The organism is Kribbella jejuensis (genome assembly GCF_006715085.1).
GTDB lineage: Bacteria > Actinomycetota > Actinomycetes > Propionibacteriales > Kribbellaceae > Kribbella > Kribbella jejuensis.
In genome coordinates this window covers 592788-605240 of record NZ_VFMM01000002.1, presented here as the reverse complement: position 1 = coordinate 605240, position 12453 = coordinate 592788, and the positions used below count along the sequence as shown (strand labels likewise).

At 70.4% G+C, this 12453-nt stretch carries 11 protein-coding genes; 6 read left to right on the top strand and 5 right to left on the bottom strand.

Features of this window, described 5'->3' with window-relative positions; genetic code table 11:
* Window positions 1-59: 59 nt before the first annotated feature.
* Both FB475_RS22860 and FB475_RS22855 read left to right on the top strand, forming a co-directional pair.
* A complete protein-coding gene (locus FB475_RS22860) occupies window positions 60-809 on the top strand; it encodes an SDR family oxidoreductase (RefSeq protein ID WP_141858615.1) in 750 nt (249 codons plus the stop codon).
* A 34-nt stretch (window positions 810-843) separates the two neighbouring features.
* Entirely contained in the window at window positions 844-1737 is an 894-nt protein-coding gene (locus FB475_RS22855; RefSeq protein ID WP_141858614.1) for an SDR family oxidoreductase, read from the top strand.
* 61 nt (window positions 1738-1798) lie between these two features.
* On the opposite strand, the gene FB475_RS22850 is transcribed toward FB475_RS22855, so the two are convergent.
* Window positions 1799-2245 (bottom strand): metallopeptidase family protein, encoded by a 447-nt coding sequence (locus tag FB475_RS22850; protein WP_141858613.1) that lies wholly within the window; start codon window positions 2243-2245, stop codon window positions 1799-1801.
* A gap of 31 nt (window positions 2246-2276) precedes the next feature.
* Here FB475_RS22850 and FB475_RS22845 point away from each other — a divergent pair, with 31 nt between their 5' ends.
* Window positions 2277-2663: a DUF3499 domain-containing protein gene (locus FB475_RS22845; protein WP_141858612.1), complete on the top strand. Its 387-nt coding sequence runs from the start codon at window positions 2277-2279 to the stop codon at window positions 2661-2663.
* 8 nt (window positions 2664-2671) lie between these two features.
* On the opposite strand, the gene FB475_RS22840 is transcribed toward FB475_RS22845, so the two are convergent.
* From FB475_RS22840 to FB475_RS22825, 4 genes are all read right to left on the bottom strand, one after another.
* Entirely contained in the window at window positions 2672-4156 is a 1485-nt protein-coding gene (locus FB475_RS22840) for a DUF5719 family protein (protein ID WP_141858611.1), read from the bottom strand.
* Complete coding sequence (locus tag FB475_RS22835; RefSeq protein WP_141858610.1) at window positions 4153-7068, bottom strand: glycosyltransferase family 2 protein; 2916 nt, start codon at window positions 7066-7068, stop codon at window positions 4153-4155. Before FB475_RS22835 ends, FB475_RS22840 begins: the two co-directional genes overlap by 4 nt.
* A 207-nt stretch (window positions 7069-7275) precedes the next feature.
* On the bottom strand, window positions 7276-7527 hold the full coding sequence (locus FB475_RS22830; protein WP_012919241.1) for a WhiB family transcriptional regulator: 252 nt from the start codon (window positions 7525-7527) through the stop codon (window positions 7276-7278).
* Window positions 7528-7870: 343 nt separating this feature from the next.
* Window positions 7871-9115: a hypothetical protein gene (locus FB475_RS22825; protein WP_141858609.1), complete on the bottom strand. Its 1245-nt coding sequence runs from the start codon at window positions 9113-9115 to the stop codon at window positions 7871-7873.
* 114 nt (window positions 9116-9229) lie between these two features.
* Here FB475_RS22825 and cofD point away from each other — a divergent pair, with 114 nt between their 5' ends.
* From cofD to FB475_RS22810, 3 genes are all read left to right on the top strand, one after another.
* Complete coding sequence (gene cofD, locus FB475_RS22820; protein WP_141858608.1) at window positions 9230-10231, top strand: 2-phospho-L-lactate transferase; 1002 nt, start codon at window positions 9230-9232, stop codon at window positions 10229-10231.
* The gene (locus FB475_RS22815; RefSeq protein ID WP_141858607.1) at window positions 10228-11199 is read left to right on the top strand and encodes a coenzyme F420-0:L-glutamate ligase; all 972 of its coding nucleotides are present in this window, start codon (window positions 10228-10230) and stop codon (window positions 11197-11199) included. Before cofD ends, FB475_RS22815 begins: the two co-directional genes overlap by 4 nt.
* Before the next feature lie 125 nt (window positions 11200-11324).
* Window positions 11325-12005: a DUF3105 domain-containing protein gene (locus tag FB475_RS22810; protein WP_238332351.1), complete on the top strand. Its 681-nt coding sequence runs from the start codon at window positions 11325-11327 to the stop codon at window positions 12003-12005.
* Window positions 12006-12453 lie beyond the last annotated feature (448 nt).

Here is a 12453-nt window from a genome sequence, read left to right as displayed (position 1 = left end):
GAGTGAGGCCATCCGAAGTGCCGCGAAGGACGGCGTACCCCTGATCGGAGGATCTCGAGATGGCCACTCCCGGAACCAGTGCGGATGCCCGCGTCGCGATCGTCACCGGTGGATCCGGCGGCATCGGCCGTGAAGTTTCCCGGCGGCTCGCCGCGGACGGTATGAGCGTCCTGGTGGCGTACGCCGGCAACCCGGACACCGCCGATCAGGTCGCCAAGCTGATCGTCGACGAAGGCGGCACCGCCAGCACGTTCGGTGCCGACGTGGCGGACGAGACGCAGGTCGCGGACCTGTTCGACGCCACCGAGCGGCTCTACGGAGGCGTCGACGTCGTCGTGCACACGGCCGGAATCATGCTGCTGTCGCCGTTGGCGACGTTCGAGCTGGCCGACCTGGACCGGATGCACCGGATCAACATCCGGGGCACGTTCGTGGTGAACCAGCAGGCGGCCCGTCGGGTCCGGCCCGGCGGCGCGATCATCAACTTCTCGTCGTCGGTGGTCAAGCTGGGCTTCGAGAGCTACACCGGCTACGCGGCCACCAAGGGCGCGGTCGACGCGATGACACTGATCCTGGCCAGGGAGTTGCGCGGCCGGGACATCACCGTGAACGCCGTCGCGCCCGGACCGACCGCGACCGACCTGTTCCTGGACGGCAAGGACCAGGCGACCATCGACAGGCTGGCGAACCTGGCTCCGCTCCAGCGCCTCGGCGGACCGCCGGACATCGCGGAAGCCGTGTCGTTCCTCGCCGGCCCGGCGCGCTGGGTGAACGGCCAGATCATCTACGTCAACGGCGGCGTCATCTAAGTCTCGCCGAGGGGTCATCCAGGGAGGAACGAGCATGTCCAAGAACATCATCGTCACCGGTGCCTCCAGCGGTTTCGGCGCCATGGCCGCGCGGGCGCTCGCCGACGCCGGGCATCGGGTGTACGCCGGGATGCGGCACACCACCGACCGCAACGCCGCCGCGGTGGCCGAGCTCGAGGAGTACGCGCGATCCAACGGCGTGGACGTCCGGGCGCTGGAGATGGACGTCAGTTCGCAGGACTCGGTCGACGCCGCGGTACGCCGGGTGCTCGACGAGGTCGCCGAGCTGGACGTGGTCGTACACAACGCCGGCCACATGGTCCTCGGGCCGGCGGAAGCGTTCACGCCTGAGGAACTGGTGGCGGTGTACGACGTCAACGTGCTGTCGACGCAGCGGGTGAACCGCGCGATCCTGCCGCACATGCGGGCGCGCCGGGACGGTCTGCTGGTCTGGGTCGGGTCCTCCAGCACCCGGGGCGGTACGCCGCCGTACCTCGCGCCGTACTTCGCCGCGAAAGCCGCCGAGGACTCGCTCGCGGTCAGCTACGCGGCCGAGCTGGCCCGGTTCGGTGTGGACACGACGATCGTCGTACCGGGGTCGTTCACCACCGGCACGAACCACTTCGCGCACGCGGGCCACCCCGCCGACAGCGAGACGGTGGCCGCGTACGAGACCTTGTACGCGGGCCTGATCGACCAGGTCGGTACCCGGCTCGCCAAGCTCGCGCCGAGCACCGCGGACCCCACGGAGGTGGCCCGGCAGATCGCCCGCGTCGTCGACCTGCCCAAAGGCAGCCGGCCGTTCCGCGTCCACATCGACCCGGTCAACGACGGCGCCGAAGAAGCCGACAACCTCGGCGACCGCCTCCGGGCCGGCTTCTACGAACGCATCGAGCTGACCGACCTCCTCGGTCCGCACCTGTCCTGACCGTCCCCCCACCGCCGGACCGGTTCCCCTCCCCACCGGTCCGGCACCTGACGCGAGGCGATCAGTCCTCGCCGGTGTCGAAGTCGGGGTCGATCTGTTCCGGGGAGAGGGCCAGGACGTCCGCCAGTTCCAGGACGAGGGCCGAGCGGACCAGCCAGGACAGGCTGCTGCCGGACCGTTCGGCGCGGAGCTCGATCGGGCGGCGGAACACGACGATCCGGTAGGGCTCGTGCGACGTGCCGCCGGTGGCGTGGGTGAGCGGGATCTCGGTGGCGTCGAGGTCCAGGTTCGGGACGTCCTCGATCGCGAACTCGACCCGCGCGACCACCTGCGGCAGCCGCTTCTCCAGCCGGGTCACCTCGATCGCGACCACCTCGTCGAACGAGGCCGCGAGCGATCGCTGCAGCGGCAGACCCCGCGGCGCGAACTTGCTCGGCCGGCTGATCGGGCCGAGCAGGCCGCGGCCGTGGCGGTCGATGTGCCTGCGATGACGGCGAGCCTCGGTCACACGCTCAGCCTAGTGGGGGTAACGTCTGTCCGTGAGCATCGCCAGGATCTGTTCGCGCGCCGGATGTCAGAAGCCTGCCGTCTCAACGCTCACCTACGTGTACGCCGACTCGACCTGTGTGCTCGGTCCGCTGGCGACGTACGCCGAGCCGCACTGCTACGACCTGTGCGCCGACCACGCCGACCGCCTCACCGCGCCGAACGGGTGGGAGGTCATCCGGCTCGCTCCGGACCCGGCCGCGGCCGGCCCGTCGTCGGACGACCTCGAGGCGCTGGCGAACGCGGTCCGCGAAGCAGCCCGCCCGCTCCCACCGCGCGGCGAACCGCGCGCCGGCACGCCGGGCGCGCCGGTCGAGGTCGCCCGCCGCCGTCACCTGCGAATGCTGCAGGACCCCGGCGCCAACACCAGCGAGGGTTAGGGCACGCCCTAGCGGAGGGCCGCGCTCACGTCGGGCTGGGCGCCGAGCTGGGCGCGGAACACCAGTGACGTCGACAGCGGCCACGCGGCCACCTGTGGTACGTCGTCCTTCGACGGCTTCGGCGCCGGCATCAGCGTGACGCCCGCGACCACCGTCCCGCGGGTCTGCTGAACCATCAGGTACGTCGGTCGCGGCTGCGCGGGGAACGAGATCGGCGTGGTCGCGCCGTTCACGATGTCCAGCGCGCGCGTCACGAGCGCCCGCCCGACCGCGTCGCGCAGCTCGAACTTCACGCTCGCGGTCTTGCCCGGAGCGGTCACCTGCAGCACGACCGGCTGCCGATGGGCGGGCAGCACGAGGTACGCCGGGCCGGCCAGCGCGTCGGCGGATCCGATCGAGGAGAACTCGGTCCGGCTCGCGTCGGTGGCCCGCAGCGCCGCGGTCACCGGCTGGTCCGAGGTGAGCGTGATCCCGCTCGCGTCGCCGTTCAGCACCTTGTCGAGCGCGACCGTCTTCACCGCGCCGGCATCGACCATCACGGTCTCCAGACCGGCCGGCTTGAACGGCCCGTTCGGTCCGTTGATCGTCAGGCTGACGGTCGCCTGCAGGTCGGTCGGGTTGGCGATCGACAGGATCCGCTGCCCGTTGCCCGGCGCGACCGCCGGGACGAACGACATCGTGGCCGGGTCGGCCGACTGGTTCAGCCAGTCGACACCGAGCGGTTTACCGGCGCTCGACGCGTTCGACCGGACCGCGGCCGCGACCCGGCCGCCGGTCGACTCGACGTGCAGCGCGATGTCGCGCAGGTCCGGCGCGACCTGCCGGAGGAACAACTCGGACGTGCCGTGCGCCGGAACGACGATGCCGCGTGCGGCGGGCAGGTCCGCGGCACCGGCCCGCGAGTACACACTGACGTTGACCTCGGCGTTGATGCTGTCCAGGTTGGTCAGCACCAACACGTCGCGCCGGTCGCTCGCACCGGATGCCCCGACGAACCAGAAGTCCGATCCGGGCAGCTGGCACGGCACGCTCGCCATCCCGCGGTTGACCTCGCCGTCGGGCGCGGTCGTCGTACTCGTGCCGACGGTGCCCGCGGCCAGCGGACCGGTGCCCTGGATCGACAGTGGGACGGGCTTGGACGACACGGGGCTCGAGCCGATGGTGCCGCGCTTCAGCAACGAGCCGACCGGGTTGGAGGTGGCCGGCAGCGGCGCGATCGACAGCGGTTGGGCCGCGCCCGCGGAGGTCGGCGTACCGTCCGGCAGGGTCGGGGAGACCGCGTTCACGACGCTGGTCATCTTGCCGCCCGCGGACAGCACCGGACAGGCAAGCGCCGTCCGGTTCACGATCACCCGGGACGGCTCCGTGGTGGCCGCCTCGACCCGGGTGTCCGCCTTGCCCGGATGGGTGACGATCCCGAGCCCGGCCAGCACGGCCATGGCCGCGACGACGGCGCCGATCCGGAGTCGCGGATCGGACAGCAACCGGCTCACCGCGGATCCCTCCTCGCGTGGGTTCCTTGCGGTACGGCGACGGTACGGCGGACCGTCGGCAGGCAGAAGATCAGCGCGATGATCCAGCCGATCAGCCCGAGGACGCGCCAGACCGAATGCGTCTGGTCCACGATCGGCGTCGTGCCGGTGATCTTCGAGCGGTCCACGAGCCAGGACGCGTCGCCGTCGTTCGCGCTGGCCCGGGTGAGGCCGGGCAGCGAGTCGAGTGTCGACTGCAGTGTCGGGTCCACCGGGCCGGGCAGGTACACGTAGTCGATCGCGAGACCGGCCAACTGGCGCCCTTCCTCACCGCTGCCGCCACCGCCGAGCGTGGCCAGGACGTCGGTGATCGGCTTGGTCTGGGCCGGCGTCGGCGCCGCCTCGAGCGAACCCATCCGCGGCCCGCCGTCCTTGACCAGCGAGAACCGCATCTGGCCGCCCGGTGCCTTGCGCACGACCAGGATCGACTGGTTGTCCGGCGGATCCTGCGAGGCCACCAGGTACGCCGGGAGGTCCTGGGCCGGGCCGCGCCACAACGGGCCGTCGGTCCCGCGGACGAGCCAGAACCCCGCGGTGACGATCGTCGTCACCAGCGCGATCCCGAGCACACCCTGGACGAGGATCTCCCGCGACTTCCCGACCGAATCCCAGGCGACCGTGACCGAGATGATCCAGCCGGCCGTCATCAGGAACATCAACGGACCGGCGCCGCCACCGAGCCGGCTCGCGACCAGCGTCCCGGCCAGACCGGCCAGCGCGGCGAACCAGCCGAGCAGTTCGTAGCGCTGCCGCGACTCGCGCAGCAGCGCGACCAGCGCCACCAGGATCAGCGGTACGGCGAACCACCACGGCGTCGGCGCACCGAGCGGCGTACCGGTCAACAGATGCGGCAGGCTGTCGCCCGGACCGATCGCGGCGGTCGGCGGACCGCCCGCCTCCTGGCCCAGCTTCGAGGGGTGCTTGATCAGGTCGATCGTCCACGGCAGCACGAGCAGCAGGCCGAGCACGACCGAGAACACCAACTGCCGCCCCTGGCGCCGCCAGCCGAGGCCGAGCACCGCGCCGAAGACCAGGATGACCGCGATCAGCAACCCGAGCGCCGGCGTGAACGCGAACAGCACTGCCAGGCAGATCCCGGCGAACCACGCGGCCCGCCAACTGCCCTGGACGACCACTCGCCGCCGCCGGGCGACGGTGTGGATGGCGGCACCGAGCAGCGGCAGCACGATCGCCGCCACACACGTCCCGAGCCGCCCTTGCGAGATCGCACCGTTCGTGAAGACGGCCAGCCCGTACGCCGAAGCGCCCCAAGCGCGCGCCACCCGATCGACCACGAACGCGCGCAGCAACGCCCAGGCTGCCAGGCCGGCGAGCGGAACCGCACCGAGCAGCAGGATGTTCGTCGCGCCGCCCGGACCGAACATCACCGTCGAGAACGCCCACATCTGCCCCAGCCAGGCGGGCGGGGTGACCCCGGGCGGAGCGGACGCCGCGGCATGCCACAGCGCCGCGATGTTCTCCTGGGCAGGCAAGAGCAGGTGCGAGCGCAGCGCACCGCCACCGATCAGGTCACGCGCCGCGACCAACGCACCGAGCGCGAGCACCACCCACGCGACCAGGAACGGCCGCCGGATCAGTTGCCGCCGCCACCGCGGCTGATCCACCGCGACGCGCGCCGTGGACTTGGCCCGGCGTGCCGTGGTGACGACCTGTTCCTCGGGCTCGTCGGCCCAGGCTTCCCGGATCCGCTCCGAGATCGTGCTGGTGGTCTCCTCGAGGTTGTGCCGCAGTGCGTGCACCGATCGGGAGAACAGGCCCTTGATGTCGTCGTACGGAACCTGGTCGAGATTGCGGCGGTTCTTCCGCGCAGTGGTCCAGCCGCCGGCCAGCAGCGTGCCGAGCAAGGCGGTCCACTCGTCGACCGCACCGGACGGTGTCTTGCCGACGACGAACCAGATCGAGCGCAGGACCGTGCCGAACAGGAACCGCAGGATCAGCAGCGGAAGCAGCTTGCCGGGGGCGTTCGCGAGAACGGTGTAGTACGCATGGGCGCGGTCGAGTTGGTACGCGTGCCGCCGGGTGCCGGCCAGCGCCCGCTCACCGGTGGCCGCGGCCTGCGCGTGGTAGACGACCGCGTCCGGCGCGACCCCGACCTGGAAGCCGGCCCGGCTGGCCCGCCAGCCGAAGTCGATGTCGTCGCGGAACATCGGCAGCCGCGGATCGAAGCCGTGCAACGACTCCCACACGTCGCGGCGAACGAGCATGCCGGCCGAGCTGACCGCGAGCACGTTCCGCGGCTGGTCGTGCTGGCCCTGGTCGAGCTCGCCGTTCTCGATGCCGGTGTCGCGGCGGCCGCCGAGCGACGTGGTGACACCGACCTCGAGCAGCTCGCGGTCCCGCGGCCAGAGCCGCAGCTTCGGCCCCCACACCCCGGTCTGCGGAGAAATAGTGGCCTGGAGCAACAATTTCTCCAGTGCCTTCGGCGCCGGCGCGCAGTCGTCGTGCAGCAGCCACAGCCACTCCACCACGGGCATGTGGCCGTCGTCACCGTACGGACCGACGGCGCTCGGAATCGGCGCGAAACCGTGGGTTTCCAGGCCGCGGGCGACCGCCGTCCCGAAGCCGGTGCGTGCGGAGGCTGCGACGACGGGCTCCACACCCGGCATCGCGGCGAGCAGTTCGGCGGTCTCGTCGGTGGATCCGGTGTCGACCGCGATCAGCCGGTCCGGACGTGGGTTCAGCGCCCACAAGGACTCCGACAGGCGCGGCAGCCAGGCCGCACCCTCATGCCCGACCACCACCGCGGTGACGACATGGCGGACCCGCGGACGACGCATGTGGTCGCCGGTGTGATCGGTCGGGAAATCGACGGAGTCGAAGAATTCCCAGCCTGCCGGGGCTTCTTGTTCCATGCGGAGCTGTGACACCTCGATGCTTGCGGACGGTCACCGCGACCGCAGGTCCCGGCGAGGACTCACCATACAGCCGACATCGGAGCGTCGGGAAAGCCGCGTCAACAGCTGCGTGGAAAAGCCGCGGGCCCCGGACGACGATCGTCCGGGGCCTCGCGGAAGTCTCTGCTGTTGCTTGTGTTGTTGTCTGCTGCTCTCAGCCGGCTGTCAGACGGCCCTCTTCTTCAGCTTGCGGCGCTCCCGCTCCGACAGACCGCCCCAGATACCGAAGCGTTCGTCGTTCTGCAGCGCGTACTCGAGGCATTCGCCCCGGACGTCGCAGCCGAGGCACACCTTCTTGGCCTCGCGGGTGGAACCGCCCTTCTCCGGGAAGAAAGCCTCTGGATCGGTCTGGGCGCACAGCGCCCGTTCCTGCCAGTTCGGCTCCTCCTCGATCGCCTCACCGTCGACAATCGCCATCAGGCCTTCTGTCACGGTACGACCTCCTCGACCCTGTTCGTTCCCCTGTACATGTGGGTTTGCGGTCCACATGCCTGACCTCGTCCGTCCTGCGCTCTGCAACGGTCCCCGATACCGAGTGTCCTAACGAACGACACGGTTGAAATTACATTCCTGCAATCCACGAAAGTCAAGCCGTGCTCTGCTATTGGGATCATCCGCAACATGGCCGCAAAAGAACGAGAGGCCTGTGGATACAGGCCTCTCGCGCCGGGTACCCGGCCTCAAACCTTGTGCGGAAGGGAAATCTCCCAGATGAGCGGCAAGGGCTTGCCGTCCTGGATCACTGATGTAGTCAGCGTGATCAGGAAGGCTGTGACCACCAGCCCTGCTGACCTTGCTGGCCCTGCTGGTTCTGGTCGTTCTTGTCGCCCTCGACGCGCGGGTCGACGCGGGTCTCGTCGGCCGACTCGGCCGGCTGTGCAGGCGATGCAGGAGATGCAGCCGGTGCACTGTCCGGGGCAGCCTGCTGCTCGGCGGCCGGCTGGTCCTCGGCCTGCTGCGGCCACGACTGCTCCTGCGGCCACGCCTGCTGCTGCGGCTGCTGGGCCTCGGCCTCAGGCTGGCCGTACTCCTGGCCGGCCCACTGCTGCTGACCGGCGTCCGCACCCCACTGCTGCTGCTCCTGCGGCCACTGCTGAGCCGGCTGCTCGTGACCGCCCCACTGCTGCTGGTTGTCGGCACCCCAGGCCTGGGTCGGCTCGGCAGCGGCCTGGCCCTCGGCAGGCCACGCGTGCTCCTGCTGACCCGCGTGCTGCGGGGAGTGCTGACCGGCGGCGTGCTGCTGGGCCTCGGCTTCGCCGGCCGACCAGTTCTGCTGCTGCTCGGCCTGGCCCCAGCCCTGCTCCTGCGGCCACTGCTGCTGGTCGCCCTGACCCGCCGCGTAACCACCAGCGGCACCTGCGGCACCGGCCACCCCAGCGGCACCCGCGTAACCGCCGTACTGCTGGCCTTGGTCGTACTGACCGCCGTACTGCGCCTGCGGGTCCGGCTGGCCGTAGCCCTGCGGCTGACCGTAGCCCGGCTGGCCGTACTGCTGGCCGCCGTACTGACCCGGCTGACCCTGATGTCCCGGCTGGCCCTGGAACTGGCCCTGCTTCGGGACCTTCACCGGCGCGGGCAGCGCCTGGAAGGTCTTCAGTGCGTACAGACCGACACCGCCGTACAGCGCGAGACCGCCGAGCGAGGCGATGAACCCGACGATCTTCTCGCCGGCCGTGCCGCCGCCGTTGAACTGCGCGAACGTCGCGATCAGGCCGATCAGCAGGAACAGACCGGTGACGACGAGCGCAGCCAGCGTGACGATCCGGGCGTTCGGCGTCCGCTCACCCTCGTTCACCAGCCAGACCGCGCCCACCAGCGCCGGGAGCAGCGCGAGCGTGGTGACGGACGGCGGGACGATGATGCTGTGCACACCGGCGGACGCGGCCACGAAGCCGATCCCACCGACGAACAACTGGAACAGCGCTGCCACTGCGAGCAGACCGGCGAATGCGAGCAGGATGTACGCGACCGGCTCTCTGAGCTTCTTGGTTGCGTCGGTGACCACGAGGGCTCCTCGGATGTTGGGGGGCCGTACAACTGAGCTGTGCGGATCTGATGACGCAGTGCAGCATAGTCGTGCGGTGGGCCGACGCATTGACGACTCGGGCAGACTCTTCCCATGCGATTGCCTGAACGACGCCCCGAGCGGGTCACCGTCCTGGCCGGCGGGATCGGCGGCTCGGCCTTCCTGCGCGGCCTGATCAAGGCCCGTCCGGATGCCCGGATCACGGTCATCGGGAACACCGCGGACGACATCACCCTGTTCGGCCTGCGGGTCTGCCCCGATCTCGACACCGTCATGTACACCCTCGGCGGCGGCATCTCCGAGGAGCGCAAGTGGGGCCGCGAGGACGAGACCTGGGTGATCAAGGAGGAGCTCGCGGCGTACGGCGTGGAGCCCACGTGGTTCGGGCTCGGCGACAAGGACGTGGCCACCCACCTCGTCCGGACCCAGATGCTCGACGCCGGGTACAGCCTGACCGCGGTCACCGAGGCGCTCTGCGCGCGCTGGAAGCTCCCGGTCCGGCTGCTGCCGATGAGCGACGACCGGATCGAGACCCACGTCGTGGTCGACGATCCGGAGCAGCCCGGTCGGCGCAAGGCCATCCACTTCCAGGAGTACTGGGTCCGCCACCAGGCGTCGATCCCGGCGCACCAGATCGTTGCCGTCGGCCAGGACAAGGCCAAGCCCGCACCCGGCGTACTCGATGCGATCGCGGACTGCGACGTACTGATCATCCCGCCGTCGAACCCGGTGGTCTCGGTCGGCACGATCCTCGGCGTACCGGGGATCCGCGAGGCGGTGCGGGAAACGTCTGCTCCGGTGATCGGGCTGTCGCCGATCATCGGTACCGGCCCGGTCCGCGGGATGGCGGACAAGGTGCTCGCCGCGGTCGGCGTCGCGTCCACCGCGTCGGCCGTCGCGCGGTACTACGGGTCCCGCACGTCGGGCGGCGTACTGGACGGCTGGCTGATCGACAGCTCGGACGCGATCCAGGCGGATTCGATCGCCGGAGCCGGAATTCACGTCCAGGCGGTGCCGTTGTGGATGACCGACGAGACCAAAACCGCCGCGATGGCTGACGCGGCACTGACCCTCGCGGAGGCCGTGTGGCGATGAGGAAGCAGCTGGAGATCTTCCCGGTGACCGGACTGCCCGAGGTGGCGGCCGGCGCGGACCTGGCCGCGCTGATCGCGGACGGCACCGACCTGCGCGACGGCGACGTCGTCTCGGTGACGTCCAAGATCGTCAGCAAAGCGGAGGGCCGGCTCACGTACGGCACCCGGCAGGAGGCGGTCGACGCCGAGCTTGTGCGGGTCGTCGCGCAGCGCGGCGACACCCGGATCGTGCAGACGCGACACGGCCTGGTGATGGCCGCGGCCGGTACGGATACGTCGAACACCGCCCCTGGCACGGTCCTGCTGCTGCCGGTCGACCCGGACGCGTCGGCGCGTTCTTTGCGAGTGGCCTTGAAGGAGCGGTACGACGTGAACGTCGGCATCGTCATCACCGACACGCTCGGTCGTCCCTGGCGGAACGGGCAGACCGACCTGGCGATCGGCGCCGCCGGCGTGCGCGTCGTCGAGGACCTGCGCGGTACGACGGACAGCCACGGGAACGTGCTCGCGGTCACCGAGCCCGCGCTCGCGGACGAGATCGCGAGTGCGAGCGAGCTGGTGAAGGGCAAGGCCGACGGCGTACCGGTCGCCGTACTGCGCGGGCTCGAGGACGTCGTCCTGCCCGTGGGCTCGGACGGTCCCGGGGCGCGGGCGTTGGTCCGGGACGCCGAGTTCGACATGTTCAGCCTCGGGACGCGGGAGGCGGCGCGGGCCGCCGTACTGTCCCGGCAGGCTCCTGCTGGGCCGCGTGGCCTGGATCCTTCGGAGGTGTTCGCCGGGCTGGCTCTCGACGGCGTTTCGCTCGAGGTGGGTGACGGGGTCGTCACGGTGTCCGCGGATGAGGGTGTGCTGGTCGGCATGGTCGCCGAGCGGGTCGCCGTACTGCTGCATGCCGAGGGCTACGGCGTCGCCGTGCGTCCGGGGCCCGGGAGCGCGGCGACGGTCACGTTCGGGTCCCGTTCGAAATAGTTTTCTAGGCAACTTCTTAGGGTCACCTCGTACACTGCCATCGCACGGCGGCGCGGTGGCCGCCCCTTCCGGGAAGACCAAACACTGTGGGTAAAGCGTCGTCGCAGAAACAGTCGCGCCGCGAAATGATCGAGAAGATGCAGCGCGAGCAGGCCGCCGGGGACCGCCGCCGCACGATCATGATCGTGGCCGGTGCGATCGTGGTCGGCCTGGCGATCATCGCCTACCCGGCGATCCGCCTGGTCCAGGACTCCCGGACCAAGAACCAGGCACTCACCGACTTCGGCGTCGCCGCCTCGGCCGCGTCCTGCGACGCGCCCACCAACGACGACGGCGGCGGCACCCAGGACCACCGCCCCGACGGCGAGAAGATCGCGTACGCCGTGTCCCCGCCGTCGTCCGGCCCGCACTACGCCGTCTGGGCGCCGTTCGACAAGAAGTTCTACTCGATGAGCGACCGCCCGCCGGTGGAGAACCTCGTCCACAACCTCGAGCACGGCTACACGATCCTCTGGTACCGCGACACGCTGCCCAAGAACGAGATCGACAAGATCGAGAAGATCGCCAAGTCGAAGCTTCCCCAGAGCTCGCTGAACAAGTTCATCGCCGCCCCCTACAAACAGTCCGAAGGCAAGGGCTGGCCGGACGGCAAGAACATCGCGTTCGCCCACTGGAGCGCCCCCGACCCCACCACCCAGAAGTCCTTCGGCCACCGCCAGTTCTGCAACTCGGTCAGCGGCGAAGCCCTCAAGAACTTCATGGAAAAATACCCCGCCACCGACGCCCAAGAACCCAACGGCGGCTAACGGATCTGGCCCGCCCCCGCGTGCTCCGCACGTGGTGGATGTGGTCAGCCCCCGCGTGCTCCGCAGGTGCTCCGGTCGCTCCGCTCCCTCCCGCACCCGCTCCACACACTCCCACCCACCCCCGGCTACCGCCGGATTTCCCGGCTGCCGCCGGGGAGTTGCGAGCTGCCGCTCGCGGGCGACTGCTTGGTTCCTGTGCTGGGTGAGCTGGATGTGGTGAGTGGTGGATGTGGTGAGTGGTGGATGTGGTGAGTGGTGGATGTGGTGAGTGGTGGATGTGGTCAGCCCCCACGTGCTCCGCAGGTGCTCCGGTCGCGGTGCTCCCTCCCGCACCCGCTCCGCGCGCTCCCACCCACCCACCGGCTTAGCGCCGGCATTCTCCCGGCTGCCGCCGGGGGGTTGCGAGCTGCCGCTCGCGGGTGACTGCTTGGCGGCTGTGCTGCGCGAG

What these genes read in the sequence shown, in the direction of transcription:
- FB475_RS22830 (WP_012919241.1), bottom strand. Translation starts at nt 7,527, where the DNA reads ATGGCGATTGTCGACGGTGAGGCGATCGAGGAGGAGCCGAACTGGCAG.
- cofD (WP_141858608.1), top strand. Translation starts at nt 9,230, where the DNA reads ATGCGATTGCCTGAACGACGCCCCGAGCGGGTCACCGTCCTGGCCGGC.
- FB475_RS22810 (WP_238332351.1), top strand. Translation starts at nt 11,325, where the DNA reads ATGATCGAGAAGATGCAGCGCGAGCAGGCCGCCGGGGACCGCCGCCGC.
- FB475_RS22855 (WP_141858614.1), top strand. Translation starts at nt 844, where the DNA reads ATGTCCAAGAACATCATCGTCACCGGTGCCTCCAGCGGTTTCGGCGCC.
- FB475_RS22860 (WP_141858615.1), top strand. Translation starts at nt 60, where the DNA reads ATGGCCACTCCCGGAACCAGTGCGGATGCCCGCGTCGCGATCGTCACC.
- FB475_RS22835 (WP_141858610.1), bottom strand. Translation starts at nt 7,068, where the DNA reads ATGGAACAAGAAGCCCCGGCAGGCTGGGAATTCTTCGACTCCGTCGAT.
- FB475_RS22815 (WP_141858607.1), top strand. Translation starts at nt 10,228, where the DNA reads ATGAGGAAGCAGCTGGAGATCTTCCCGGTGACCGGACTGCCCGAGGTG.